A 26,932-nucleotide genomic window follows, 5' to 3' on the forward strand; every position below is an offset into this window, starting at 1 on the left:
CCACCTTTCCAATTGTTATTTAATGTGAGTGGGGGAACTACATATGTTTTTGAAGAAAATTACAATTTTACGAGAACACGAACAAAGCTATCCATTTACGATTCCAACTATAAATCATTTAAGAGAATTAGAATTGACAAATAACGTCACTTTTTTAGTTGGTGAAAATGGGACTGGTAAATCTACTTTATTAGAAGGAATTGCTGATAACTGTCAGTTCAATACAGCTGGAGGAAGTAGAAACAATATATATGAAGTAGATGCGTCGGAAAGTGCATTGGGGAAATACATGCGTTTATCATGGATGCCGAAAATCACGAATGGCTTTTTTCTACGTTCGGAATCTTTTTATCAATTTGCATCGCATATAGATGAGATGGAAAGACTACATCCAGGTAGTAATCATAGTTACGGTGGTAAGTCACTTCACGAACAATCTCATGGAGAATCATTTTTATCCTTATTTTTAAATAGATTTAATGGTAGAGCTATTTATTTATTAGATGAGCCGGAAGCCGCTCTTTCACCTCAAAGACAGCTTGCATTCTTAAAAATAATGCATGATCTTGTAACGGAGGAAGACTGCCAGTTCATAATTGCAACTCATTCACCTATTATATTAGGCTATCCAAATGCTACAATCTTTAGTTTTGATAATGGAGAAATTGAAGAAATAGAATATGAAATGACGAATCATTATCAAATAACAAAATATTTTCTGGACCACCGAGAGAAATTTTTAAAAGAGCTATTAGAAGGTGATTGAAAATGAAACTTTAAATGACTTAAGTTCGTTCTATCTTGTATTGGGAGTGAAATAAATGAACGTAATAATTCATTATTTAGATGATATGCTTTTTTTCGTCTGTATAGCACTTCCATTTGTTTTTGTTTGGCGTTTTAGTCGATGGAGAAAAAGGGGCCTTAAGCTAAAAGAAAGTTTCCACGAGTTAGGTATATTTCTGCTTGTATTAGTGCTCATTGGTTTGTTTTCACAAACCATTATTCCAAGGTATGGATTGATGCAGCCCTCGCTAACAAATGTAAATTTAGATTTATTTCGGGTTATAAAAGAAACCTATAATGCTATAAAATATTTAGGATTTTGGCAGCCGTTTTATATTAATTTTCTTGGGAATATTATTCTTTTCATGCCCATTGGTTTTCTCCTTCCCCTTCTTTCTAGAAGAATGGAGGATTTCCCTTACACTGTAGTCATAGGTTTATTGGTCTCTCTTTTTATTGAAATAATGCAACTTCCCCAAAACAGAAGTAGTGATGTAGATGATTTATGGTTAAATACACTTGGTGCCTTACTTGGTTATTTATTTTATTTATTCATCAACAGGAAATTACCAACAGTCACTTTGGCATTTAAAAAAATAAAGGAATAAAGTTTAAAATCATTAGTTTCTGGGTAAAAATATAACGGAAACAATATGCAAGGAGCGTAACAAAATGATGATACCAAAAGAATCTAAAATTGAAGAAAAACGTGAGCATATGATTGAAGATCTAGTGAATAAAGGCGTATTTAAAATCGATGGAAGACAACTATATGAGTTGAATCTGTATGAACTAACAAAAGAGTATATAACAGAAGAAGATAACTAAAGTGCCGATTGTATCGGCACTTTTTTTCGTCTGTTCATATTACGGACGCTGGTCTCGGAAAAACGACCAATTCTGCTATTTATAGCTAATTGTCTAGAAGAAAAATGTGGTACACTTGTCTCAAACACAGATGAGGTGGAAAACAAATTGACTTTTTTACAAAATTTAAATGAAACATTACAAGAAAAATGGGCAAAGGCGAATTTTGCATCTGAAATGCCGATCCAAACTAAATTAATACCACATATGCTTGATGGTTCAGATATCGTTGCAGAATCTCCAACTGGAACAGGAAAAACATTAGCGTATGTGCTTCCGATATTGCAAAAGGTGGATCCTTCAAAGAAGCACATACAAGCATTGGTCATTGTGCCTTCTCAAGAACTGGGCATGCAGATTGTGGAAGTATTTCGTGAATGGGTGGCAGGTACCGATATTACTGTTGCGCAACTTATTGGTGGTGCAAATATTCAAAGACAACTCGATGTACTAAAAAAGAAGCCAACAATTGTAGTTGGGACACCTGGACGTTTACAAGAACTGGTGAAATTAAAAAAATTAAAGATGCATGAAATCAAAACAATCGTACTAGATGAAGGAGACCAGTTGTTAAGTCGAGAAAATCGTACGACTGTTAAGGGGTTAATAGATGCAACTGTTGAGAGACAACTGGTTGTTACATCTGCCACAATTACGGAAGAAATAGAACTAGTTGCAGAAAGAATCATGAATAATCCTGTCCGCATTCAAGTTACAGCAGAGGAAATTCCTTCAAAGGGTGAAGTTATTCATAGTTTTGTCAAAACGGAAGTGCGAGACAAAACGGAATTATTAAGAAAGCTTTCTCACTTAGAAGGTATGAAGGGACTAGCCTTTGTAAATAGTTTAGATCAAGTTTTAATGAAGGATACAAAACTCTCTTATAGAGATGCTCCTATTATTTCTCTACATTCAGAAATGAAAAAAGAGGAACGAAAGAAAGCATTAGATGACTTTAAAAATGGTAAAGTAAATATACTTATAGCAACTGACGTTGCTGCTAGAGGTCTGGACATTTCTGGATTAACACATGTAATTCATGTTGATGTTCCGCATTCTATAGAACAATATTTGCATCGTTCAGGACGTACTGGACGTGCTGGAAATGATGGAGAAGTATTGACCTTATTAACTTATGGGGATGAAAAAACGTATAAGAAATGGACAAAAGAGCTTCCGAGTAAGCCAGTTCAGAAAATATGGTATCGTGGAGAATTAATAGAAGGTTCATCGAAAACGGTACAGAAAAAAGGGAAATAAACAATGAATTTTCAACAAAAATTAGAGGAATACGCAGAGCTTATCGTAAAAGTAGGTTTAAATATTCAAAAAAATCAACAGTTGCTTATTAATACAACAACGGAAACGATTGAATTTACCAGACTTGTTGTAAAAAAAGCGTATGAAGCTGGTGCAAAGCGAGTAGATGTAAATTATTCTGATGGACCAAATACAAGATCATTTTATGATTTAGCTCCAGACGAAGCATTCCATGAATATCCGAAATGGGCAGCTATGCAACGAGATGAGTTAATTGAAAACAAAGGTGCTTTATTATGGATCGATGCGGAAAATCCAGATTTACTTGAAGGTGTTTCGGTTGAAAAAATCTCAAACTTCCATAAAGCAAGCGGGAAAGCACTTGAAAATTATAGAAAAGCAGTGATGAATGATGTCATTACTTGGTCAATTGTTGCGATGCCTTCTGAAAAATGGGCAGCAAAGGTATTTCCGGATTTACAAGCAGAAGAGCAAATGCAAGCTCTTTGGAATTTAATTTTTCAAGTAGTAAGAATTGGTGAAGGAACAGCGGTTCAACAATGGAAAGAGCATATCGAAAATTTAGAAAGCCGTGCCTCACTATTAAATGCGAAGCGTTATAAAAAATTACATTACACAGCAGAGGGAACAGATATCCAAGTGGAACTACCAAAAGGTCATATTTGGATGTCAGGAGCTAGTAAAAATGCGCAATCCGTTCCTTTTATAGCTAATATGCCTACGGAAGAAGTTTATACTGCTCCATTAAAAACAGGAGTTAATGGTTATGTGAAAAACACTAAACCGCTCGCATATAAAGGGAATGTCATTGATGATTTTACATTAACTTTTGAAAACGGTGCTATTACGAAGGTTGAAGCAACTACTGGTGAGGTGCTTTTAAAAGAATTAACACAAACAGATGAGGGTGCAAAATATTTAGGGGAAATTGCGCTAGTTCCACATGAATCTCCAATTTCTGCATCTAATGTTTTATTTTTTAATACCCTATTTGATGAAAATGCTTCGAATCATTTTGCTATTGGAGAAGCTTACCCGACATGTGTGGAAGGTGCGCGTGGATTATCTCCAAGTGAGCTTGAAAACTTAGGGCTCAATACTTCCATTGTTCATGAAGACTTCATGATTGGTTCTGCTGATATGGATATTATGGGAGAATTAGAAGATGGTACAATAGAGCCTATTTTCAAAAAAGGTTCTTGGGCTTTTTAAGGAGTAAATCTAGATGAAAAAGTGGATAGTTGTAATCTTACTCCTTGTGTTTCCTTTCACGTCTTTTTCTGTAGAGGCAAATGGTGCTGAAGTATATATCGCTTTAGGAGATTCTCTAGCTGCCGGCCAAACTCCGAACAGATCAATAGATACTGGTTATACAGATTTAATAGCACAAGAGTTGAAAAAATCTCAGCAGCTTGCTTATTATTCGAAGGCACTTGCATTTCCAGGATATACAACAGCTGATGTGTTAAAAACAGTTCGCACAAAAGAATCAAAGGAATTACTTAAAAATGCATCAATTGTTACCATTTCAGCAGGGGCAAATGATTTACTAAGGCTTGTGCAATTAAATGCAGCGAATGGTTCAATTTCGTACAAGCAAATTCAAGTAAATTATGCCTTAAATATGGTACGCAAAAATATGGAAGCAATTGTGAAAGAAGTTCAAGTGACTGCACCAAACGCAAAGATATATGTGTTGGGTTACTATTTTTCCTATCCTCATTTACGAGAAACACAAAAAGTAGGTATAAGAAAAGAGTTAAATGCACTGCATTCCATATTAAAAACGGAAGCGGAGGCCAATGGAGCAATATACGTATCTGTTGAGGAAGATTTTTCTAATAAAGAAAAAGAGTTGCTACCTAATGTATCGGATGTGCATCCTACAATGGAAGGATACCGTCTGATGGCTAATGCTTTTTTCAAAAAGTACAATGCGAATTTACAAGTAAATCCAAAGGAATTGCCTGCTCCAAATCCTTTAACTTTTGAACAAATCCTTAATAGTCAAAAGGAAAAAGCAGAGACTCCCGTTTCAAGAGTAGAGGGTCTTGATCGTTATTTGTCACTTACGGAATTAAGGCCATTGATATAAAATAAAGGCTCTGTTATTTAACCTTATGGGTAATTTTTTAATAAAATTGACTGTTCAGTACTTAGAGATTAGAAACACGGATGTACGCTATGTATGAGCTCCGCAGGATGAGTAGCTCCTACGTCGCTCACATACTCGACTTTTATTTTGGACCCGTTAAATTCCGTTCCAGGCGGACGCGTTCCGCCGGCATGGCTTCAGCCGCTTCCCTTGCTCCTGCGCAAGCTCGTCGCAAAAATTAATTTCGCTACGCTCAGTCCAGGGTCTTCAGCTCATGCACCTGCCGCTTCGCTTTCGGTGCAGAAAACATTTGCTATTCCGGCTGGAGTCGCCGCCTTCCACTCCAATCAACTTTTATCCGCTTTTCAATTAGAAAACCATCATGCCATTAATAGAGCAAGTATTTATAGAAAATCGGTGAAAAAGGCGACACTCCTGCGGGAAAAGCGTTAGCCGAAGACCCCGCAGTTGAGGGGAAGGCAATCTAAGTTCGCCGCATCCTGCTCCTGCGCAAAGCTCGTCGCAAAAGAACTTTTGCGGCAACGATTGCATGACCAACATCATGTTGGCCTAGGAGGCTAAGGCAACGCCCGCGGAAAGGGAGCCGTTTCAACGATTTTCTTATTTATCGGACGACATTATTTAGTAAAGTCAAATTCTATCGAATTTTTCAGTGCCCTCCAAGACATGCCGTATGAGACAGCGAAATGTGCTAGCACATTTCGCGGCTCATGCAGACGTGCGGCCAGCACGAATGCTTATAGATAAGTAGAATTCGATTTAACCTATAACCTATTTAATCACATTGCGAATGCGCATAGATTAGTGCATTACAACAATAAGGTTTAACAAATAAAAAATCTGCTCCCATAAAGTTATGTGGGAGCAGATTTTTTATTTTATCGTCTTTTTTGATTTCATTAATTTACGAATAATCGGATAGACTACAGGTGCCCATTTTATTGCAGTCTTTGCTATGGTTTTTATATTCATTAGTATCGCTCCCAAGTTTAATTAGTACTAATTCTTTTCCCGTTTTAACGGTAGTATAAACATTATCTTAGTACCTTTACACCTTGGATAATATTCCATACAAGGATAATAATATAACTGACTAAGTACAATAATATGAATAAAAACGGTGCTGATGCCATAAAAAGTGATTGCTCATTAACAGCTGCATTCATAAATACTGAAAAAAAGCTTGAGAATAGAGCTATAAACAATATAATCATAAATCCAAAGGGTATCAGATGCGAAATTAGCGAACGTTTCGCATGATGTTTCACTTCGGTATCCTGAGAAACAAAAAATACAATAATCGGAAGTATAAAAGGCGCAAACAATACACTAAAATAAGATAGTGCAGATAAAATTCGGTTGTTTTCTATTTGAATACACTCCTTTCCGATTAGATATCTAATATACGTCTCTTAACATAATTAGTTTCAACTTTTGGCAAAGGAGACTAAAATATCTTTATATGTTTCTACGGATGAAATAGAGACATACTCTTTTTCTCCATGCCAATCTGCTCCTGACGGTCCAAACTCTACAGCTCCTGCTCCATTTTTTGCATAGAAACGGGTATCCGCTGATCCGTGTTGTCCAAATAAGTTAGTATCTCGTCCTGTTTTTATAGTAGTTTCGGATTGTAGCTGAATAACATAGGGATTATTGTCGTTAGTTGTGACTGCTGGTTCAGAGGCATAAATGAGCACTTCATTTCCAGGGAAATGTTTGTGAGCAACATCTGTTATTCCTTGAATTATCTCTGTTGGGTCTTGTCCAGGCACATAGCGAATATCGTAGCCTATGATACACTCGTCTGGAACGATATTGTATCTTTCACCTGCATGTATTTTAGCCAAGTTTAAAGAAGGATAATCATAAAATTTATTACTAGCAGTTAAAAAAGAGAGTTGTCGAATTTCTTTATCTAAAGCAATTGCTTCTTCTATTGCATTTATACCTTCCCAAGGACGACTGCCATGACTGGATTTGCCTTTCATTTTAATATCCAATTGGACAATTCCTTTTGCTTGGAGGCCAATATGAAGGTGAGTTGGTTCTCCGCAAATAACGAAATCACCATGATATCCTTGTTCAACTAAATACTCGGATGTTTCTCCATTTGTTTCCTCGTCGGTAACAATATGTAGTTGGACTCTTTTCGTTAGTTGATCTGATGCTTTTGAAAGTTCATAGAATGCTTGCATCATAGCAGCAACTCCCGCTTTCATGTCTGCAGAGCCACGACCATATAATTTGTCACCTTCTATAAAAGGATTAAATTGCTCTTTGTTGCCAGGAACCACATCAACATGCCCATTCCAAATGATGCATTCCTTTCCAAAGCCGATTTCTGATACAAGCATAAGCTTTGAATTTTTTTTATGTAAAGTTGTACCAATTCCCTTTTCTTCCAGCCAATTTTGACAAAATAAAAGTGCTTCATTTGCTCCATCTACATCATCACTTTTTATACGAATTAAGTCTTTCAATAAATCTATCATGTACTTACCTCCATTTTCATATTATATTTTTATAAGTATAACAATGAACAACAGGGGGTTGCATAACTTATTTCATTGGGCTACAATGAACTCGAACTAAATAATTTATCACCACAAGGGGCGTCGCTTATGCGGCTGAGATAGTACCCTTCGAACCTGTAAGTTCATGCTTGCGTAGGGATGTGGATGGAAACTGACAATCGCGCGATGTCTGGGTCTATCCCGACGTCGTTTTTTTGTGGTCGAAAAAGGAGATTACTATGAAAAATCAACGCGTTTTATTGTTAGTGGAAATCGCAATTTTTGCGGCTCTTGGATATATTTTGGATATTATAGGATTTGGTATGCCACAAGGTGGTACAGTCACATTTGTGCTTGTTCCTGTAATTTTAATAGCATTTCGTCGCGGGATAGTCGCTGGCCTTATAACAGGATTTTTAATCGGTATGCTGCAAGTTGTAACAGGCCGTTTTTATGCAGCACCATTATCATTGGAAGTTGTCATTCTACAAGTGGGAATTGATTATTTTATTGCTTTCATGGTAGCAGGATTTGCAGGATTACTAAGACCTGCCTTTTTAAAGGCATATGAAAACAAAGATAAAATGAAAATGGCTACCGCGGTAATTATTGGAGCTTTTATTGCAGCATTTCTTCGCTATCTTGCACATGTGACTTCTGGTATTCTGTTTTTTGGTGAATTTGCTGGCGATCAAAACGTTATTCTTTATTCATTAATCTATAATTCTACTTATATGATTCCAGTATTTTTGCTAGCAGCATTCGTTTGTATGATACTATTCCTAAAGGCTCCTCGCCTTATACTGCCGAATAAAGCATAAATATGATATGATTGTTGTACAGTTTAACCAGTTTTAGAATATGCTAATACAGGTTAAGCCTTCGGTGGACGTCATAGATTTTTGGATAGGGACTTAATCGTTCGTCATGATATAATATCTAGACGCAAATACTCCGGGGCGCATTAGATATGAGAAGGGATCTTATAAAGATGATTGTACAAACAAATGAAGAATTAGAAGCTTTAAAAAAAATAGGTCGTATTGTTGCTGAAATTCGGGATGCAATGAGAGCTGCAACGAAGCCAGGTATTACAACAAAGGAACTGGATGAAATTGGTGGTAAGCTCTTTAATGAGCACGGAGCAATTTCAGGTCCAATGGGTGAGTATGATTTCCCAGGCTATACTTGTATAAGTGTTAATGAAGAGGTTGCTCATGGTATTCCAGGTTCCCGTATCATTAAAGATGGTGATGTTGTCAATATTGACGTATCAGGCTCATGTGATGGTTATTTTGCTGACACAGGTATTTCCTTTGTTGTTGGTGAAGGTTATGAGGAGAAAGAAAAGTTATGTGCAGTGGCAGAAAGCGCATTTAACCGGGCAATGTTAAAGGTAAAAGTCGGTTCTAAATTGAATCAAATTGGAAAAGCGGTTGAAAGAGAAGCAAAGGAAAATGGTTTGCACGTTATTATGAACCTTACAGGTCATGGAATTGGTAAATCACTTCATGAAGCTCCGCAGCACGTGCTCAATTATTATGATGCTTGGGACCCGACAATTTTAAAAGAAGGTATGGTGCTAGCGGTAGAGCCATTTATTTCTCAAAAAGCTGAACATATAGTAGAATCGGGAGATGGTTGGACATTCGTGACACCAGACAAATCGTTAGTTGCCCAAATTGAGCATACGATTGTCGTAACAAAAGAGGGCCCGCTTTTATTAACAAAATTAGATTAAGAAAAATTAAATAGTAAAATGCCTCGGAAATTATGATTTCTGAGGCATTTTTTTTATAAATAATATTCCTACTATAAGTACACAGCTTAAAAAAATGGACGCGGCAGTTATTAATAATTCATCTAACATATGTCGACAGGCAATCCCTAAAAACGCCCAAATAAAGACTAACACGATTGTTGGGTCATTATAATGGTAGCGAAAATGTAAAGCAATTGCTGTAGCAATTGTTAGGAAAATAACAGCCCAGAGTGATTTCGTCATGCCCCAACCACCAAATTCTACATAAGTAAGATAGTAGTCGATATTTGCAAATGTAGCGACGAATATCCATCCTAAGTAAATAGAAATAGGGAGCCGCTTTATCCATAATTGCTCTTCAGAAGAATACGTTTTATAAAATAAAAACAAGACTCCTAATAAAGCAAATATATCTATAAGCGATAATAAAAACAACTCATAATGCCACAAGAAAATCCAAAGAATATTTAAAATGGAGCTACAAACAAATAATATAACTCTTATCGTGGATATGGACTCTCCATTTTTAAATTCTTTAACATTATTCCAAATCCAATATGCTAGTAATAAATATATGGGAATCCATATGAGAAATACGTAGCTTGCGGGAGTAAATAATGAAGGTAGTCTATTTGAAATTTCTCCGGTTGTATGATGATTAATCGGTAGAGTATTTGCGAGTAAATTTACCAAGATGGTAGAGAACAAGCTTATAATCAAAATGATTATTTTAATCATACGCATCCCTCCTATTATTATAGTATACCTTTGAAATTTTATTGCGACAAATTGATTTGTGAATGTTTAATGGCAAAACCAGAATAAACGGAACATAAAAATCATGATATAATATAATTCGAACTAGTATGAATTTTTAAGGGGGAAAAATAATGAGAGAAGTAGTATATCCAATTACATGGGATTTAGATGTGTTCTTTGAAGGTGGAAGTGAATCTAAAGAGTTACGAAACCATTTAGATCAAGTGAAAGAAAAATTAAAGGTTTTTGGAGAAAAATTAGAAAGTTTTACTACTCCGGCATCTGTTCAGGAAGCAAGTAAAATCGTTAGTATCATTGATGAATTAAAGGACATTGCGACTAACTTATCTCAAGCTGGAGCAGTTATTGGCTGTTTTCAAGCACAAGACACTACAGATAAAAAAGCTTCTCTTTTGGAAGGAGAGATAGGAAGTATTTATGCAAAGTTTTCTTCCCTGCTGTTAGGCATACAACAAACGATCAGCAAGACACCAGATGAGGTATGGACAGAATTAATAAAAACAGATGAATTACTCGAATTTTCTTTTGTTCTAAATGAGTGGAGAGAAGAAGCAAAGAGAATGCTTTCTGAAAAAGAAGAGTCTATGATTACAGCCCTTGGTGTAGATGGCTACCATGCATGGGGGCAGCTATATGATTTGTTGGTAGGGGATATTAGAGTAAAAGTTAAAGTGGATGGAGTAGAAAAAGAACTTTCAGTAGGTCAAGCTAATAACTTAAGCTCTCACGAAGATGGTACTACACGTAAAGAAGCATTTGAAGTTTTAGAAGCAGCTTGGACAGAGAAAGAAGAATTTTTTGCTAAAACTTTAAATCATTTAGCAGGTTTCCGTTTGTCTATTTATGAAAAAAGAGGCTGGGAATCTGTCCTACAAGAACCACTTGAGATAAATCGTATGAAGCAGGAGACATTAGATGCGATGTGGGGTGCTATTTCCAAAAATAAAGCTCCTTTCGTCGAATATTTAAATGTAAAATCGACAATGCTAGGAAAAGAAGGTATGCATTGGTATGATTTGGATGCGCCGGTAAGTGCTTCAACCGAGAAAATGGATTACCAACAAGGTGCAGAATTTATATTAAAGCATTTTAAAGAGTTTGGACCAAAATTAGAATCCTTTTCAAGAAATGCCTTTGAAAAAGGGTGGATTGAAGCAGAAGACCGCCCAAACAAGCGCCCAGGAGGGTTTTGTACAGGAATGCCGGTTTCAGAAGAATCCCGTATTTTCATGACGTACAGTGGAACTATGTCCAATGTTTCTACACTTGCACATGAATTGGGACATGCTTTTCATTCATATGCTTTAAGACCAGTACATTGGATGAATCGCCAGTACGCAATGGGAGTAGCAGAAACGGCATCTACGTTTGCGGAAATGATTGTAGCAGACGCAGCGGTAAAAGAAGCAAAAACGAACGATGAAAAGATTGCTTTACTAGAGGATAAAATCCAAAGAAGTGTTGCTTTCTTTATGAATATTCATGCTCGCTTCTTATTTGAAACAAGATTTTATGAGGAACGTAAAAATGGAATCGTTTCAGCTACAAGATTAAATGAGTTGATGGAAATTGCTCAAAAAGAAGCATACGGTGAAGCACTAGAAACAACACATCCTCATTTCTGGGCTTCTAAATTGCATTTCTATATTACAGGGGTACCTTTTTATAACTTCCCATACACATTTGGTTATTTATTTTCATTAAGTATATATGCGAAAGCAATTAACGAAGGTGCAAATTTTGAAGAAAAATATATTGCACTTCTTCAAGATACTGCCGTAATGTCAGTAGAGGATTTAGCGATGAAGCATCTTGGTGAAGATATTACTGAAGAGGAATTTTGGATTAAAGGGATTAATCTTTGCATTCAAGATGTAAACGAGTTCATTCAATTAACTAATGCAAAAGGGTGACGATGTTTGATCTATTTAGAAGGTGACAGATGTTATTTACGGACATTAAATGTAAAGGACGCACCCAATCTTGCAGATCTTGTTTATAGAAACAAAAAATATTGGGCTGTATATGAACCATTGCATCGAGATGATTATTATACAACCTCTGTGCAAAGAGAGAAAATTCGAGAGTCGCTATTATTAATGAATGAAAAAAGAGAATTCAGCTTTGGGGTATTTCAACATGATACCGATCGGATGATAGGTAGTATTTCATTGTATAGCTTAAAAAGAATGCCTTTTTCTAGTGGACTAATCGGCTATTCAATAGACGAAAATTTAACGGGTAAAGGTATTGCATCGGAAGCTGTACACCTTGTTAAATTGTTTGGGTTTGAACATGCTCATTTGAATCGTATAGAAGCTTATGTATCACCTAGAAATCTAGGGTCAATTAAAGTCTTGGAGAACAATGCATTTCATCGAGAAGGATTACTTCGAAGTCTTCTCTATATTAATGGTAAGTGGGAAGATCATTATATTTATGCATGCATTAGTGAGGACTTCTGAAAGGGTAAGAGTATTTATAAAAAAATTCTTTCCAAAACGAAAAGCTGGTTATTCATCAATTGATGGATAACCAGCTTTTGTCGATTTCCCGGGAAATAATCTATTTTACGTCGAGATTGCCATCTTTCACTAAATCTAATCTACCAGTATTAGGATCAATGATGAGCCCATGAACAGGTATGCTACCAAGCATTAGTGGGTGATTTCTAATCATATCGACGCTATGTAAAACACTGTCTTTAACATCAGAAAAACCTTCTAACCATTTTTCTACTTCTACCCCGGAATTCTTCAATATATCAAATATTTTTGGATCTATACCTCTTGTAGTCATTTTGCCGATGATTTTATCTGTTTGAATAGCACTCATACCGCAATCATAGTGACCAATAACGTATATTTCGTCCGCTTGAAGTTCATAAACTGCCACGATTAGACTGCGCATGATGCCACCAAACGGATGGTTTATAACAGCACCAGCACTTTTTACAATTTTAACATCACCGTTTTTAAAGTTCATGGATTTAGGTAGCATTTCTACGAGCCTTGTGTCCATACATGTTAATATTACAATTCGTTTATTTGGAAATTTTGTCGTTAAAAATGGTTCATACAACTTATTTTGTACAAAGGATTCATTGTAAGCTAATATTTCTTTTAAACTAGGCATGGAATTCCCCCTTCAATTTTCTACATTATTATTTTATATGAAAGCAATTGAAATTTCCTCTATTATGTTTTTTAGTGTAATAACTATTAATAAATTTTCATGAAAAAACCACTCAGGAGAGAGAACTTGAGTGGCATTTTTTATTATTTGGCACTATTAATAAGATTGTCGTTTTTTATTGTGGTGAAAATTAGCGAGACTTCCGCGGAAAGCAAGCGAATTTTCGTCAATGACAATATGTATGATTAACAGCGCCAATTCTTTATTTTGCTACTCTTTGTTTTCTCTCAGAGATAAAAAATGATTTTCCTGTACCGATAGCTACTGATTGTAGAGGTTCAGGGGCAATATGAACAGGTACTTCAATAACTGTTGAAAGCCACTCTTTCATATCTTTTAATAGAGCGCCTCCACCTGTTAATACAACGCCATGATCTACAATATCACCAGCCAACTCAGGAGGACAAATTTCTAATGTAGCCCTAATAGTTTCTAAAATAGTTTCAAGTGATTCTGCTAAAACTCCCTGAATCTGTGTAGATGAAAGATGTATTGTTTTTGGTAAGCCTGTAACAACATCTCTTCCTCTTACATCCATTTGTTCTACTGAATGTGGCACCAATGCATGTCCGATTGTTTTCTTAATTTCTTCAGCAGTTGGTTCTCCAATTAAAATATTATATTCTTTACGAATAAAATTGATAATAGCTTCATCCATTTTATCTCCAGCAGCTTTTACAGTGTTGGAAGCAACAACTCCACCAAATGAGATAATTCCAACCTCTGTAGTACCACCACCAATATCAACCACCATGCTTGCAACTGGTTCATTTACAGGAAGTCCTGCACCAATTGCTGCAGCTACCGGCTCTTCCATCAGTTGGACCTCTTTTGCTCCACTTTGTCTAACCGCATCTTGGATTGCTCTGCGTTCAACGGATGTAGCACCAGAGGGGGTACAAACAATAACAGTCGGCTTTCTTAAAGCAGTGCCTAGCTTCTTGCCAGCTTTTTGCATTATCAGTTTTAATAATTCTGTCGTAACATCAAAATCCGCTATGACACCATCTTTTAAAGGTCGAATAACTTCGATAGAAGCTGGTGTTTTACCGATCATTTGTTTTGCTTTCTCACCAAATGCGATAATTTCTTTTGTTTTAGTGTTTATTGCGACAACAGTCGGTTCATTTAAAAGTAAGCCTTTGCTTTTTGTATATACTAATGTATTTGCTGTTCCTAAATCTATTCCAATATGAGTATTTGAAAACATATATTAAACCTCCCATTCAATCATACTTATTTAGTATAAAGGATAAAGGAGGGATTGCCATTTGTTACTTTTTGGAAGTTTACAATTGTTTCAAAAGATAATAGTGCGTTTATCCTGTTAGTTTTGTTTAAAATAAATAGATAGACCTTGTTGGTCATTGATTTGACATAAAGTTGTATTGAAAATGAAAAGAAAAAGAGAAATAGTATCAACTTTAAACTATTCACCAATAAAAAAACAACCGCAATATAATTGCGGTTGTTTGAATTATTTTGAAGGTTTTGGATCAACTGTAATTGAATCATGTGAGTTCATTGCTTTTGCAAAGTAGCTAAGAATTACGTAGCCTACTACTCCTATACCACCAGCAACTCCAAGAACTGTAACTGTGAATAAGCCCATTATTAAACACCTCACTAGTCATGATATTATCATTATAACTTATAATAGTATAAAAAGTAAGTAGAATATTATAGAAATCTAGTTGGTAGATTAAAAAGCCCAATTTCCATTGCGGAAGATTGGTTCAATCGTTCCATCTTCTTTGATTCCGTCGATATTCATTTTTTCTGATCCAATCATGAAGTCTACATGAGTAATACTTTCATTCAGTCCGTTTTGTGCAAGTTCTTCTCGACTCATTTTCTTACCACCCTCTATGCAAAATGCATATGCACTTCCGATTGCTAAGTGGTTAGAAGCATTTTCGTCAAATAACGTGTTATAGAATAATAAGTTTGAATTAGAAATAGGTGAATCATGTGGGACTAACGCTACTTCTCCTAAATAGTGAGAGCCTTCGTCTGTCGCAACAAGATTCTCTAACACAGTTTGACCTTGTTCAGCTTCCACTTTCACAATACGACCTTTTTCAAATGTTACTGTGAAATTATCAATGATATTTCCTCCGTAACTTAAAGGTTTTGTACTAGCTACGTACCCGTCTACTCCAGTTTTTAAAGGAACTGTGAAAACTTCTTCTGTAGGCATATTTGCCATGAAATCGTTTCCTTTTTCATTTACACTACTAGCTCCACACCATAGATGACCTTTTGGAAGCTCGATCGTTAAATCTGTCCCTGGTGCTGTATAGTGTAGTTTTTTATAGTTCTTATCATTTAAGTAATCTACTTTAGTATGAAGTAATTCGTCATGCTCTTTCCAAGCTTCCACTGGATTCTCTAAATCTGCACGTACCGCTTTAAAAATTGCATCCCATAAAGCAGAAACTTGTTTTTCTTCGGCAACCTCTGGGAACACCTTACTTGCCCAAGCCTTAGAAGGTGAAGCGATAACTGTCCAGCTTACTTTATCAGATTGTGTGTATTGACGATACTTGCTTAATGCAGTACCTGCCGCTTTTTGGAATGCCGCAATTTTATTTGTGTCCACTCCTTTTAAAAGATCTGGACTTTGACTTATAATGCTCATGAAAGCAGCACCTTGTTCAGCTAATAATTCTTTTTCTTGTGCTTTCCATGATGGGAAGATGTCAAATGAATCTTTAGGAGCTAAATCATAACGTAAGCGTGTAATTTCATCGTCTGAAAAATCTACAAAAACTTGGTTAGCGCCAATTTCATATGCTTTTTTCGTAATTAATCGAACGAGTTCTACGCTATCAATTGAAGCAGCGATAAATAAATTTTGACTTGGTTGAATATTAACTCCAACTTCTACAGCCAAAGCAGCGTACTTATTTAAGTTTTCATTAAAAGATGACATATTTCGACTTCCTTTCTGTATTTAATTTCATAATATCAGTTTTTATGACGTATGAACACAAAATATTCCAGGCTAAAAGACATAGATAGTACATATTTTATGAAATTATATTATGCAAAAGGAAGTTTAATATTAAAAAATATATAAATTTGCCGAAATAAATGACAGATATAGAATGTGGGGGTAAATGAATGGATAAGTCTACCGTAATTGGTCTTGTACTAGGATTTGTTGCTTTATTAGTTGGGATAGTTTTAAAAGGGGTTCCATTAGTTGCTCTTTTTAATCCTGCAGCTATTTTAATTATCATTTTTGGAACAATCGCTACAATTGTTATAGGTTTCCCAATGAATGAGTTAAAACGCGTTCCAAAGCTTTTTGGAGTTATATTTAAAGAGACTAAGTTATTGCCTGATTATGAGGTTATTAAAATGTTCTCTAGCTGGGCTGATTTAGCTCGAAGAGAAGGATTGCTTGCATTAGAAAGTAAGACAACGGAAGTAGAAGATCCATTTTTAAAAAACGGTTTGACACTTGCGATTGATGGTCAGAATGCAGATTATATACGTGATGTATTAACGGAAGAGATAGATGCATTGGAAGAAAGACATGCAGGTGGAGCACATATTTTCTCACAGGCTGGTACTTATGCACCTACTTTAGGGGTTCTAGGAGCCGTAGTTGGATTAATAGCTGCTTTGGGTGATTTGAACGATATAGAAAAACTAGGGCACGCCATTTCTGCCGCTTTTATAGCAACCTTGCTAGGGATTTTTACTGGATATGTTCTTTGGCATCCATTTGCAAATAAATTAAAACGTAAATCTAAGCAAGAAATACGTCAAAAAACAATGATGTTAGAAGGTATTCTTTCTGTATTAGAAGGAGATTCTCCACGAGTTATCGAACAAAAGCTAGCTTCATATCTTTCTATGTCGGAGCGAAAAAAAGTTTTAAATGAAAGTGGGGAGGCTGGCCTTGGCAAAGAAGCATAAGAAACATAAAGAAGAAGAGGAAATGAGTGAATCATGGCTTCTTCCTTATGCGGATATCTTAACTTTATTGTTAGCTTTGTTTATCGTTTTATTTGCATCTAGTACAGTGGATCAGGAAAAACTGGAGCAGATGTCCCAAGTTTTTAGTCAAGTGTTTGATGGCGGAGTAGGATTAATGGAAAATCCTTCTCCTTTAGACGTACCGGTTACACCAAATAAAACAAATGGTAATGAGCAAAGTTCGGCTTACATTGAGGACCAACAAGCATTGTCAGAGATTCAAGATAGTGTAGATGAATATATTGCTGTGAATGCATTAGAAAAGCAATTCGCTACAAAATTAACGGATGAAGGCCTATTAGTAACAATTCGAGATAGTATTTTGTTTGATACAGGTGAAGCGGAAGTAAATCCACAGTATCGCCAAATTGCTGAAGATATATCCGATCTATTAGTGTTTGATCCCCCTCGACATGTTGTCATAACAGGACATACGGATAATGTTCCAATTTCCAGTAGTGAATTTTCTTCTAACTGGGAACTAAGTGTTATGCGTTCAGTGAATTTTTTGAAGATTTTAGTAAATAATAATACAATTGATCCCCTTTATTTTAGTGCAAAGGGGTATGGTGAATTTAAACCAGTAGCAAAAAATGATACTGCTGAAGGTCGGGCAAAAAATAGACGTGTAGAAGTTTTAATTCAACCACGCGTATTGGAAGATGGAACTTTAAACGACGAACCAAAATAATATCGGTCGAAAAGCCTAAAGTGACATCTTGGAATGTTAATCTTACTAATCAAAGCTGACAACTTTTTTATAAGTTGTGAGTCAGATTGTAAACAAACTCGAATTTATCTTTATAAAGGATAGATCGGTTTTCCAAAGCTTACCGCTCGCCACGTGTGAGCGACGAGCCGCTTAGGCCGACACGATCATGAATTATTAGAGCAAGTTTTTATCACTTTATTTTTTCAATTAGTATTTATAGAAAATCGTTGAAAAAGGCGACACTCCTGCGGGAATAGCGTTAGCCGAAGACCCCGCAGTTGAGAAGAAGGCAATCTAAGTTCGCCGCATCCTGCGGCAACGATTGCATGACCAACATCGTGTTGGCCTAGGAGGCTAAGGCAACGCCCGCGGAAAGGGAGCCGTTTCAACGATTTTATTATTTATCGGAAGACATTATTTAGTATAGTCGAATATTCTATATACTTAAGATGAATAATCTTGTGGTAATAGGAAATAATGACAGTAAATTAATATAATAAATGAGACCGATTAGCCAGCTGACTTATGTATTCAATGAGAGCTGACAACTTTTTTATAAAGTTGTCAGTTTTTGTTTTGACTTTTTTAAACAAAAGTTTATAATTAAAACAAAAGTTTGTATTTGAAGGAGGGTTGAAACATGCAACAGAAGGAACTTCAAGTTTTTCAGTACCTTAAAAATAATCCTTACGCATCACAACAAGAAATAGCTGATAATCTCCAGATGTCTAGACCTGCAGTAGCAAATACGATTTCTCAATTAATTAAAAATGGGAAAATCACAGGGAGAGCATATATTATTCCTGAAAACAAAGAGGTTATTTGTATTGGAGGTGCTAATGTAGACCGAAAATATATAGTGAAAAGTAAATTACAGATGGGTACTTCTAATCCGACAATAAGCATGCAAAGTGTTGGAGGGGTAGCAAGAAATATCGCTGAAAACATAGGTAGACTTGGGCATAGTGTTCGATTATTATCTGTAGTCGGCAATGATATGGAATATCAAATTATTGAAAAAGCATCTAGTCATTGGATGAACCTATTTTCAGTAGAGAAACTTGCCAACTATTCAACGGGAACGTATTCAGCCATATTAGATAATGAAGGTGAAATGCTATTAGCATTAGCCAATATGGAAATATATGATGAGTTATCCGTAGAATATATAAAAAGACAAGAAGCTTATCTCACAAACGCTCAATTAATAATTGTAGATATGAATTGTCCAAAGGAAGTCATTGAATATTTAAGAAATTTATCGATTGGCAAGAATATTCCATTAGCCATTATTCCGGTCTCATCTCCTAAAATGGAGAGAATGCCAGATGAATTAGAAGGAATAGAATTGCTTATTCTGAATAAGGATGAGTCTGAAGCCTATTTACAAATGGAGATAATAGATCAAGATACATGGAAACAAGCTGCTCAAATTTTTGTGCAGAAGGGTATTAAACATGTTGTTATCACTCAAGGTAACAAAGGAGTTATGTATGCTAGTAGTTCTAACGATGGGATAATCGTACCCGCGATAGAAGTGAGCGAAGTTGTTGATGTCACTGGCGCTGGAGATGCTTTTGTTTCTGGTACGATTCATGCTTGGTTGGAAGGATTAACAATGGAGTCAGCATTGAATGCAGGAATGGTCAATGCAAGTAAAACATTACAATCTCCTGAAACAGTTCGAACAGAGCTTTCAAATGTAATTTTAAATAATGAATTGGAGGAATATCTATCATGAGAGAATTTTTAACATTTTCAAAAGAAGTAGAAGAAGGAATGGCAGCAGGCAAAGCTATTGTTGCTTTAGAATCAACTATTATTTCACATGGTATGCCTTACCCACAAAACGTTGAAATGGCTAGAACTGTAGAACAGATTATTCGTGATAATGGTGCAGTTCCTGCCACAATTGCAATAATGGAAGGTAAAATCAAAATTGGACTATCCGATGCGGAATTAGAAACTTTAGGTACTAGTAGCAATGCACGAAAAACATCACGAAGAGATCTTCCTTACGTGGTAGCTTCGAAAGAAATCGGAGCGACAACTGTTGCTACAACAATGATCTGTGCTGAGCTAGCGGGTATTAAAATGTTTGTTACTGGTGGCATTGGTGGAGTGCACAGAGGTGCTGAAACAACAATGGACATTTCTGCGGATTTGGAAGAACTAGCTTCTACGAATGTTGCGGTTGTATGTGCAGGAGCAAAATCTATTTTAGATATAGGTCTAACACTTGAATATTTAGAGACTAAAGGTGTTCCTGTAGTAGGTTACCAGACGGACAAGTTTCCAGCATTTTATTCCGCAACAAGTGCATTCAATTCAAACTTCCGTTTGGATGAGCCGAAGGAAGTAGCAGAAATGCTAAAAGTGAAATGGGAATTAGGGTTAAATGGAGGAGCAATCATTGCGAATCCAATCCCAGCAGAAGATTCTTTGGACGAAGCGTATATTACCAATATCATTGAAAAAGCTTTAACAGAAGCAGAAGAAAATGGTATTAAAGGGAAAGACGTAACACCATTCTTACTTGGAAAAGTAAAAGAATTAACAGAAGGTAAAAGCTTAGCGTCGAATATTGCACTTGTTTATAACAATGCAAAAGTTGGAGCGAAGATCGCAGTTGAATTGAATAATCTTTAAAATAAAAAATCCTTCACCTTAATATGGGTGAAGGATTTTTTCATTTTATTTTCTTAAATTACCTAATTCAGCAGCAATGGCTTGCATTTCACTTGGAGAAAAAGAGTCTCTTTTACTAACCATTTCGTATAGGTAAACTAAATCTTCATATTGGCTAGCATTAAAATGTTCTGATTTCATTGCATCAACGTTTACCATGCGAAGCTTTTCTTTTATTGTTTCAATCATATACGTAACATTTTCAACCGAAGGCTCAGATAAATTCATTTTTTTGTACCTACCTTTCATACATTAAGTATCATTTCACGCTACGCAACGATTGTCAATTACTAAATAGATTTCTCAGCTTTCTGCGCTAATTTTTCTTCTTTCAATTTATCTTGGATGCGCTTTGTTTCATATACAACTACCCCTGAGAGCCCGAGTAATCCTATCAAGTTCGGAATTGCCATTAATGCATTGGTAATGTCAGAGAAAGTCCAGATTAAATCAAGAGAAACAACTGAACCAATAAATACCATAATTACGAAAGCGATACGATAAACAATTAACAATGAAGGACTTTTAAATAAGTACTGGAAACATTTTTCTCCATAATAAGCCCATCCAAAAATCGTAGAAGAAGCAAAGAATATTAACCCGATAGCTACAACTATAGGTCCCCATTCACCTAAGAAATGTCCGAAGGCAGCGGAGGTTAACTCATCGGCTGCAAGTCCAGTATCTAGATATAGACCAGACATAACGATTGTCACACCAGTAATTGAACAGATAAGGAATGTATCTAAAAATACTTGTGTCATAGAAACAAGTGCTTGTCGTCCTGGTAGATCTGTTTTTGCAGCGGCAGCAGCAATAGGAGCAGAACCTAAACCAGCTTCATTGGAAAATACACCGCGTGCAATACCATAACGAATAGCGGCACCAATTGCACCACCAGCAGCAGCTTCACCAGAGAATGCCATTCTAAAGATAGTAGCGAATGCTTCTGGAATTGCGGTGATATTTGTAACCATAACAATTAAACCAGCTAATAAATAAAACAATGCCATAACTGGTACGAATACAGCAGTAACGTTACCAATTGATTTAATCCCACCAAGAATAACAAGTGCAGTAAATACTGTAAGTATAATTCCAGTAATCCATGTATCAATACCAAATGTTGCATCTACAATTCCGGCAACGGAGTTAGATTGCGTTCCATTTCCAATACCGAATGCTGCAATCGCACCAAAGATTGCAAATAAAACTGCCAGCCATTTTTGCTTAAGTCCGTGTTCTAAGTAATACATAGGACCACCAGCCATTTGACCATTTGCATCTTTTACACGATATCTTACTGCTAAGATAGCTTCACTATATTTCGTAACCATACCGAAAAATGCGGAGAACCACATCCAGAAAACTGCACCCGGTCCACCAAGAACTACTGCCGTAGCTACTCCGACGATGTTCCCTGTCCCTACTGTTGCAGCAAGCGCAGTTGTAAGTGCCTGAAACTGTGAAATATCTCCTTCTGCTGACTTATCATGCTTTTTAGAGAATACTAGTTTCAAAGCTATAGGTAAAAGCCTAACTTGTAAAAATCCTACTCGAATTGTTAAATAAATACCTGTCCCTACGATTAATATTAAGAGTGGTATGCCCCATAAAAAAGATGATACACTTCCTAAAAACTCATTTAATTTCTCCATCGATTATTAACCCCCATTATAATTTTACTTTTCAAGTCTTGCTCCCTTTCTATATTGTTTTTTACTTATTACCAATGTTCTTAAAATTCAGAGATATAGTCAAGACTATTTTTCAATTAATTTGTTTTATTCCATTATGACAAGGGTATAATTGAATACAGATATAGCGAAAAATGGAGGTAAGAATATGAGTGAAAATAAATTATTTAAAGGAATTATGTATGGTGCACTACTTGGTGGTGCAATAACAATGATGGATAGAAAGACTCGAGATTCTGTTATGAACAAATCAAGATATATTAGAAATGAAATTGTATACTACAGTAAAAACCGTGAAGAATTAAAAACTAACATTGAATCCCAAGTGACAAAATGGAAGGCATTTTATGATCAATTTTCATCGGATGCTAAGTATTTATCTCAAAAAGTAAACGAGGTAAAAGAAATGACTCCTCAAGTGAAAACTTTACTGACTGACACGAAAGATGCATTTTCACAGTCAAAAGACGAGTACAAATCAATTGTTGTCCCGGAACCGGAATATACAAGTATTTATGAAGAAAAAAAGTAATAAATCATAAGAAAGGTGGGGATGAGGTGGAACATAATCATTTAAATAAAGAAGTATCTGAAACAAACACTTCGTCCTCCACTAAATGGTATGAAAAGAAAGAAGAGAAAAAAAGTGAGAAGCAAGACTTAACTACATGGTCAGGATACGTGAAGCATCTGATTAAACATATTCAGGAAACAGATATTACTGGTCTTGCTGCTCAGCTAGCTTATTTTTTCTTATTATCATTATTTCCAATGATTATCTTTCTAGTTACCTTATTGCCATATTTAAATTTGGACGAGGCACAAGTTTTTCGCTTTCTAGAAAACTATGCTCCAGAAGATGTTTATATTCTAATTGAAGATACAGTTTCGGATGTTTTGCAATACCGAAATGGAGGACTATTATCCTTCGGGATTATAGGTACTATTTGGTCAGCATCCAATGGGATGAATGCAATTGTTAAGTCATTAAATAGATCTTATAATCTAGATGAAACGAGACCTTTTTTTATTGTGAGAGGTTTATCGATTGTCTTCACATTACTTTTAATATTTTTATTGGTTGTTGCACTTGTTCTACCAGTTTTTGGTCAGCAAATCGGAACTATTCTATTTTCTTATTTCGGTTTTGAAGAGAGTTTTATAAAGCTATGGAATAATATAAGATGGACAATAAGTCCGATTATTATGTTTTTAATATTAGCTGCTCTTTACTGGATTGTACCAAATAAAAAATTATTTTTAAGAAGCGTTTTTCCAGGAGCAGCCTTTGCAACTTTTGGATGGATCGTTGTTTCGTTAGCATTCTCCTATTATGTTAGTAACTTCGGAAATTATTCCTCTACGTATGGAAGTATTGGGGGAATCATCGTTATGATGCTTTGGCTATATATTTCCGGAATAATGCTACTTGTAGGTGGGCAAGTGAATGCGGTGATGCAAGAGAGAAAAATTGCACTAGAACAAAAAGAAGCAGAGGGGCATTAGCCCTTCTGTTTTTTTATTTTTCAATACCTTTTATTCATAAAAAATTATTAACTTTCGTAACGGAAAATCAATTTGTTCATAAAATAAAGAAAAAGTAAAAAGGGGCACAATTATTGATTATCTCTCTTAGAACTGCAAAAGCACTATTAGAAGCTGCAGAAAAACAAGCAATGGCGATGGGCATTACAGAGGATATAGCAATTGTTGACGAAGGAGGAAATTTGATAGCCTTCCATCGAATGGATAATGCTAAAATCGCCGGAATCGATATAGCAGTTAATAAAGCATGGACCAGTGTTGCTTTGCAAGTACCAACAGCTAATCTCGCTAATGCAGCACTTCCTGGAGGGCCATCCTTTGGAATTAATACAACAAACCAAGGGAGAATTGTCATATTGGGTGGAGGAATTCCGCTTATATACAATAAAAGGATAGTTGGGGGTATAGGGGTAAGTGGAGCAACAAGCGCACAAGACATTGAAGTAGCTAATGCAGCAGTTCGTTTATTTGAAAGCATGACTTTTACTCGAACAAACACAAATGATCAATGATTTTGTCTTAATTAGTAATAAAAAATGCCAACAAATTATATAGGAATGTAAAGAGGCTATGTACAAGGGGTATACCCACAGTTTGCATAGTCTCTTTACATTTTTGTTATTGTTTGCTGTCTGTTTGTCCTAGCAATTAGTGGTGCAACTTTTTATTTCCCCAGCAGTGCCATTAAACCTTTAAAAATTAGGAAAAGAGAGAAAATAACAATTGCTAAAATACCGATTAAGTTAATTATTTGCTCTAAACCTGCTAAGAAAGTACCTTCTAAGGGAACCTTTAATAATGCAAAACCAGCTAATATACTAGCTAACATTAAAAGAATAAATCGATCCATTCTATTTCGCCTCCTCTTTAGTACAGTATATGTACAAATGAAAGGTAAGTTGAACCAATTGCGATTCACGAGGGTAATTCGAATACAATACCGTTTTGAGTGAGTACAATAACTCCCTTGTTCGACTACGGAGGCTTTTGTTCAAGAACAAATCAAAAAAGGACTATAAGAAGTCCTTTTTGAGTTCTACGATTATTTAGGAGTGTTTTTTTAAATGTTTCTATTTAACATTCTTAAACCATTTAAGATTACTAGAATAGTGCTTCCTTCATGACCGATAACTCCAAGTGGAAGATCAACTGCTTGTAGAAAGTTTGAGATAATTAAAACGCCTATAACCGAAATAGAAAAGACGATGTTTTGTTTAACAATTCTTTGCATTTTTCGAGACATTTTAACTGCATATGCGATTTTCGATAAGTCATTTTTCATTAAAACTACATCAGCAGTTTCAAGTGCTACATCTGTTCCTTCACCCATAGCAAATCCAGTTGTTGCAGTCGCTAGTGCTGGAGCATCATTAATGCCATCCCCAACCATTCCAACGAATTTGTACTCTTTCAATAATGCTTTCAAATGTTCTACTTTCGTTTCAGGTAGACATTCAGCGATATATTGATCGATTCCTGCTTCTTTAGCAATCACTTTCGCTGTTTTTTCATTGTCTCCTGTTAGCATCACTGTTTTTATTCCAAGTGACTGAAGTAACTTTATGGCTTCTTTTGCTTCTTCCCGTACTGTATCTTTCAAAGCGGCAGCAGCTGCAATTCCGTGTTGATCTCGCATGAAGATGACAGTCTTTCCTTCATCAGCTAATGTAGCTGCGATACCATTTTGGAAAGCAAATGCATCCTTTTTGTTCACAAATTCAGGTTTTCCCACAATGATTGTTTGACCATCAATAGTTGCTTCTAACCCAAATCCAGGTTTATCCTCAATATGAATAAGGGGAAGTTGACCAATTCCTTCTGATTTGGCATAGGAAGTTATTGCTTGTGCAAGTGGGTGATTCGACTGCGTTTCAATAGTTGCCAGTAATGTTAGAGTTGCTATCCGATCTAAATCTTCTCGAACAAAAAAGTCTGTTACAACTGGTTTGCCCTGCGTTAATGTACCTGTTTTATCTAAAGCAATTGCTTTCATTTCACTGACATTTTCTAAGTGGACTCCACCTTTAAATAATATCCCACTTTTGGCTCCATTTGAAATAGCTGCAAGTGTTGCAGGCATAATAGAAGCTACAAGAGCACAAGGTGATGCTACTACCAATAAAACCATCGCTCTATACAACGTGGTCGTCCAGTCCCAACCAAGCAAGTAATGTGGAAGAAACATCATAACTGCCACGCCAAGCAATACGAATTTTACATAAGTACCTTCAAATTTCTCAATAAATTGTTGTGCGGGAGATTTTTCATCTTGGGCAGATTGTACAAGTTGGATTATCTTTTGGAAAAGTGAATCCTCATTTGCTTTTGTCATCTCCATAGTAATAGCGCCACTAATATTCACGGTACCCGCATATAGTTCATCATTTATTTTTTTGGAAACAGGAATAGACTCACCGCTAATTGCAGCTTCATCTACTGCAGTAAAACCATTTACAATGATTCCGTCTGCAGGTATTCTTTCTCCAGGTTTGACAATCAATTGATCTCCGACTACAAGTTCGTTTACGGAGACACGGATTGTAGAGCCATCACTGTTTAGTTTCCAAGCTTCATCCGGTTGTAATTTCATGAGGGAAGAAATTTCTTTTTTACTTTTGTTCATTGTATAGGTTTCAAGTGCACCACTAACAGCAAAGATAAAAATTAATATTGCACCTTCCGTCCAATAACCAATAATAGCAGAACCAATCGCTGCTAAAATCATCAGCATTTCCACATTCAATTCTTTATCTTCAATGGTTGCTTCTATTCCTTCTTTTGCTTTAGCGAAGCCTCCAATGACAAATGCTAACAAATAAAATACGATAGAAGCTGTCTCTTGGCCAGCATTACTTAGCAACCAAGCACCGAGAATTAATACTCCAGAGAAGAGAGCGGCAATTAGCTCCATATGGGGAAATAGAGATTTTAAAAATGATGGATTCTCATTTGTTTCGTTTATAGTAGACATGTAAATACCTCCTTGATAATGAATTT

29 protein-coding genes and 1 riboswitch are annotated in these 26,932 nt (G+C 35.8%); of the genes, 17 read left to right on the plus strand and 12 right to left on the minus strand.

What is annotated here, in order from left to right; all coding sequences use genetic code 11:
* Window positions 1-43: 43 nt before the first annotated feature.
* The 6 genes from AM499_RS20810 to AM499_RS20830 all read left to right on the plus strand — a co-directional run bounded on the left by AM499_RS20810 (window position 44) and on the right by AM499_RS20830 (window position 5,029).
* Window positions 44-766 (plus strand): AAA family ATPase, encoded by a 723-nt coding sequence (locus tag AM499_RS20810; RefSeq protein ID WP_053591987.1) that lies wholly within the window; start codon window positions 44-46, stop codon window positions 764-766.
* A gap of 55 nt (window positions 767-821) precedes the next feature.
* Entirely contained in the window at window positions 822-1,394 is a 573-nt protein-coding gene (locus tag AM499_RS20815) for a VanZ family protein (RefSeq protein ID WP_053591988.1), read from the plus strand.
* A gap of 64 nt (window positions 1,395-1,458) precedes the next feature.
* Window positions 1,459-1,614 carry a Fur-regulated basic protein FbpA gene (locus AM499_RS21505; RefSeq protein WP_231687507.1) on the plus strand — a complete coding sequence of 52 codons (156 nt, stop codon included), beginning with the start codon at window positions 1,459-1,461 and terminating at the stop codon, window positions 1,612-1,614.
* Window positions 1,615-1,761: 147 nt separating this feature from the next.
* Complete coding sequence (locus AM499_RS20820) at window positions 1,762-2,913, plus strand: DEAD/DEAH box helicase (protein ID WP_053591989.1); 1,152 nt, start codon at window positions 1,762-1,764, stop codon at window positions 2,911-2,913.
* Between the two features lie 3 nt (window positions 2,914-2,916).
* Window positions 2,917-4,146: an aminopeptidase gene (locus AM499_RS20825; RefSeq protein ID WP_053591990.1), complete on the plus strand. Its 1,230-nt coding sequence runs from the start codon at window positions 2,917-2,919 to the stop codon at window positions 4,144-4,146.
* Between the two features lie 13 nt (window positions 4,147-4,159).
* Window positions 4,160-5,029 carry an SGNH/GDSL hydrolase family protein gene (locus AM499_RS20830; protein ID WP_082355329.1) on the plus strand — a complete coding sequence of 290 codons (870 nt, stop codon included), beginning with the start codon at window positions 4,160-4,162 and terminating at the stop codon, window positions 5,027-5,029.
* An 894-nt stretch (window positions 5,030-5,923) separates the two neighbouring features.
* Here AM499_RS20830 and AM499_RS22155 read toward each other — a convergent pair.
* The 3 genes from AM499_RS22155 to AM499_RS20840 all read right to left on the minus strand — a co-directional run bounded on the left by AM499_RS22155 (window position 5,924) and on the right by AM499_RS20840 (window position 7,545).
* Window positions 5,924-6,016, minus strand: a complete 93-nt coding sequence (locus AM499_RS22155; protein ID WP_231687592.1) for a hypothetical protein — start codon at window positions 6,014-6,016, stop codon at window positions 5,924-5,926.
* A 68-nt stretch (window positions 6,017-6,084) separates the two neighbouring features.
* Window positions 6,085-6,420: a magnetosome magnetite crystal formation protein family gene (locus tag AM499_RS22330; RefSeq protein WP_056833229.1), complete on the minus strand. Its 336-nt coding sequence runs from the start codon at window positions 6,418-6,420 to the stop codon at window positions 6,085-6,087.
* 57 nt (window positions 6,421-6,477) lie between these two features.
* A complete protein-coding gene (locus AM499_RS20840; protein WP_053591992.1) occupies window positions 6,478-7,545 on the minus strand; it encodes a M20 family metallopeptidase in 1,068 nt (355 codons plus the stop codon).
* A 106-nt stretch (window positions 7,546-7,651) separates the two neighbouring features.
* Window positions 7,652-7,743, plus strand: a riboswitch (TPP riboswitch).
* A gap of 62 nt (window positions 7,744-7,805) precedes the next feature.
* On the opposite strand from AM499_RS20840, the gene thiT reads away from it, so the two are divergent.
* Window positions 7,806-8,387, plus strand: a complete 582-nt coding sequence (gene thiT / locus AM499_RS20845) for an energy-coupled thiamine transporter ThiT (RefSeq protein ID WP_053591993.1) — start codon at window positions 7,806-7,808, stop codon at window positions 8,385-8,387.
* Between the two features lie 170 nt (window positions 8,388-8,557).
* On the plus strand, window positions 8,558-9,307 hold the full coding sequence (gene map, locus AM499_RS20850) for a type I methionyl aminopeptidase (protein WP_053591994.1): 750 nt from the start codon (window positions 8,558-8,560) through the stop codon (window positions 9,305-9,307).
* A gap of 30 nt (window positions 9,308-9,337) precedes the next feature.
* On the opposite strand, the gene AM499_RS20855 is transcribed toward map, so the two are convergent.
* Window positions 9,338-10,066: a TspO/MBR family protein gene (locus AM499_RS20855; protein WP_053591995.1), complete on the minus strand. Its 729-nt coding sequence runs from the start codon at window positions 10,064-10,066 to the stop codon at window positions 9,338-9,340.
* A gap of 152 nt (window positions 10,067-10,218) precedes the next feature.
* Between AM499_RS20855 and AM499_RS20860 the strand changes: the two genes are divergently transcribed.
* Together AM499_RS20860 and AM499_RS20865 are read left to right on the plus strand one after the other, a co-directional pair.
* On the plus strand, window positions 10,219-12,021 hold the full coding sequence (locus AM499_RS20860) for a M3 family oligoendopeptidase (RefSeq protein WP_053591996.1): 1,803 nt from the start codon (window positions 10,219-10,221) through the stop codon (window positions 12,019-12,021).
* Between the two features lie 6 nt (window positions 12,022-12,027).
* Window positions 12,028-12,573 (plus strand): GNAT family N-acetyltransferase, encoded by a 546-nt coding sequence (locus AM499_RS20865; protein ID WP_053591997.1) that lies wholly within the window; start codon window positions 12,028-12,030, stop codon window positions 12,571-12,573.
* A gap of 100 nt (window positions 12,574-12,673) precedes the next feature.
* Here the strand turns inward: AM499_RS20865 and AM499_RS20870 are convergent, their stop codons facing one another.
* The 4 genes from AM499_RS20870 to AM499_RS20880 form a co-directional block, all read right to left on the minus strand.
* The gene (locus AM499_RS20870; protein WP_053591998.1) at window positions 12,674-13,243 is read right to left on the minus strand and encodes a beta-class carbonic anhydrase; all 570 of its coding nucleotides are present in this window, start codon (window positions 13,241-13,243) and stop codon (window positions 12,674-12,676) included.
* A gap of 262 nt (window positions 13,244-13,505) precedes the next feature.
* Window positions 13,506-14,513, minus strand: a complete 1,008-nt coding sequence (mreBH, locus tag AM499_RS20875; protein WP_053591999.1) for a rod-share determining protein MreBH — start codon at window positions 14,511-14,513, stop codon at window positions 13,506-13,508.
* Window positions 14,514-14,780: 267 nt separating this feature from the next.
* Window positions 14,781-14,915, minus strand: coding sequence for a hypothetical protein (locus AM499_RS22295; RefSeq protein ID WP_256363939.1), 135 nt, complete (start codon window positions 14,913-14,915; stop codon window positions 14,781-14,783).
* Between the two features lie 90 nt (window positions 14,916-15,005).
* The gene (locus tag AM499_RS20880; protein WP_053592000.1) at window positions 15,006-16,238 is read right to left on the minus strand and encodes an aminopeptidase; all 1,233 of its coding nucleotides are present in this window, start codon (window positions 16,236-16,238) and stop codon (window positions 15,006-15,008) included.
* Between the two features lie 191 nt (window positions 16,239-16,429).
* Here AM499_RS20880 and motA point away from each other — a divergent pair, with 191 nt between their 5' ends.
* The 4 genes from motA to AM499_RS20900 all read left to right on the plus strand — a co-directional run bounded on the left by motA (window position 16,430) and on the right by AM499_RS20900 (window position 20,654).
* Window positions 16,430-17,233 (plus strand): flagellar motor stator protein MotA, encoded by an 804-nt coding sequence (gene motA / locus AM499_RS20885; RefSeq protein ID WP_053592001.1) that lies wholly within the window; start codon window positions 16,430-16,432, stop codon window positions 17,231-17,233.
* Complete coding sequence (gene motB / locus AM499_RS20890; RefSeq protein WP_053592002.1) at window positions 17,217-17,984, plus strand: flagellar motor protein MotB; 768 nt, start codon at window positions 17,217-17,219, stop codon at window positions 17,982-17,984. The genes motA and motB overlap by 17 nt, the downstream gene beginning before the upstream one ends.
* Window positions 17,985-18,645: 661 nt before the next feature.
* Window positions 18,646-19,746, plus strand: a complete 1,101-nt coding sequence (locus AM499_RS20895) for a PfkB family carbohydrate kinase (RefSeq protein WP_053592003.1) — start codon at window positions 18,646-18,648, stop codon at window positions 19,744-19,746.
* A complete protein-coding gene (locus tag AM499_RS20900) occupies window positions 19,743-20,654 on the plus strand; it encodes a pseudouridine-5'-phosphate glycosidase (RefSeq protein WP_053592004.1) in 912 nt (303 codons plus the stop codon). The genes AM499_RS20895 and AM499_RS20900 overlap by 4 nt, the downstream gene beginning before the upstream one ends.
* A 45-nt stretch (window positions 20,655-20,699) precedes the next feature.
* Here AM499_RS20900 and AM499_RS20905 read toward each other — a convergent pair whose 3' ends face one another.
* Complete coding sequence (locus AM499_RS20905; RefSeq protein WP_053592005.1) at window positions 20,700-20,921, minus strand: DUF1128 domain-containing protein; 222 nt, start codon at window positions 20,919-20,921, stop codon at window positions 20,700-20,702.
* Between the two features lie 62 nt (window positions 20,922-20,983).
* A complete protein-coding gene (locus AM499_RS20910) occupies window positions 20,984-22,351 on the minus strand; it encodes an alanine/glycine:cation symporter family protein (RefSeq protein WP_053592006.1) in 1,368 nt (455 codons plus the stop codon).
* Between the two features lie 187 nt (window positions 22,352-22,538).
* Between AM499_RS20910 and AM499_RS20915 the strand changes: the two genes are divergently transcribed.
* From AM499_RS20915 to AM499_RS20925, 3 genes are all read left to right on the plus strand, one after another.
* Complete coding sequence (locus tag AM499_RS20915) at window positions 22,539-22,922, plus strand: hypothetical protein (RefSeq protein WP_053592007.1); 384 nt, start codon at window positions 22,539-22,541, stop codon at window positions 22,920-22,922.
* Between the two features lie 26 nt (window positions 22,923-22,948).
* Window positions 22,949-23,896 carry a YihY/virulence factor BrkB family protein gene (locus AM499_RS20920; protein WP_082355330.1) on the plus strand — a complete coding sequence of 316 codons (948 nt, stop codon included), beginning with the start codon at window positions 22,949-22,951 and terminating at the stop codon, window positions 23,894-23,896.
* Between the two features lie 113 nt (window positions 23,897-24,009).
* The gene (locus AM499_RS20925) at window positions 24,010-24,447 is read left to right on the plus strand and encodes a GlcG/HbpS family heme-binding protein (protein ID WP_082355331.1); all 438 of its coding nucleotides are present in this window, start codon (window positions 24,010-24,012) and stop codon (window positions 24,445-24,447) included.
* Between the two features lie 152 nt (window positions 24,448-24,599).
* Here AM499_RS20925 and AM499_RS20930 read toward each other — a convergent pair whose 3' ends face one another.
* Window positions 24,600-24,785, minus strand: a complete 186-nt coding sequence (locus AM499_RS20930; RefSeq protein WP_053592008.1) for a hypothetical protein — start codon at window positions 24,783-24,785, stop codon at window positions 24,600-24,602.
* 210 nt (window positions 24,786-24,995) lie between these two features.
* Entirely contained in the window at window positions 24,996-26,906 is a 1,911-nt protein-coding gene (locus AM499_RS20935) for a heavy metal translocating P-type ATPase (protein WP_053592009.1), read from the minus strand.
* Window positions 26,907-26,932: the final 26 nt, after the last annotated feature.

Source organism: Bacillus sp. FJAT-22090 (assembly GCF_001278755.1).
Classification (GTDB): Bacteria; Bacillota; Bacilli; order Bacillales_A; family Planococcaceae; genus Psychrobacillus.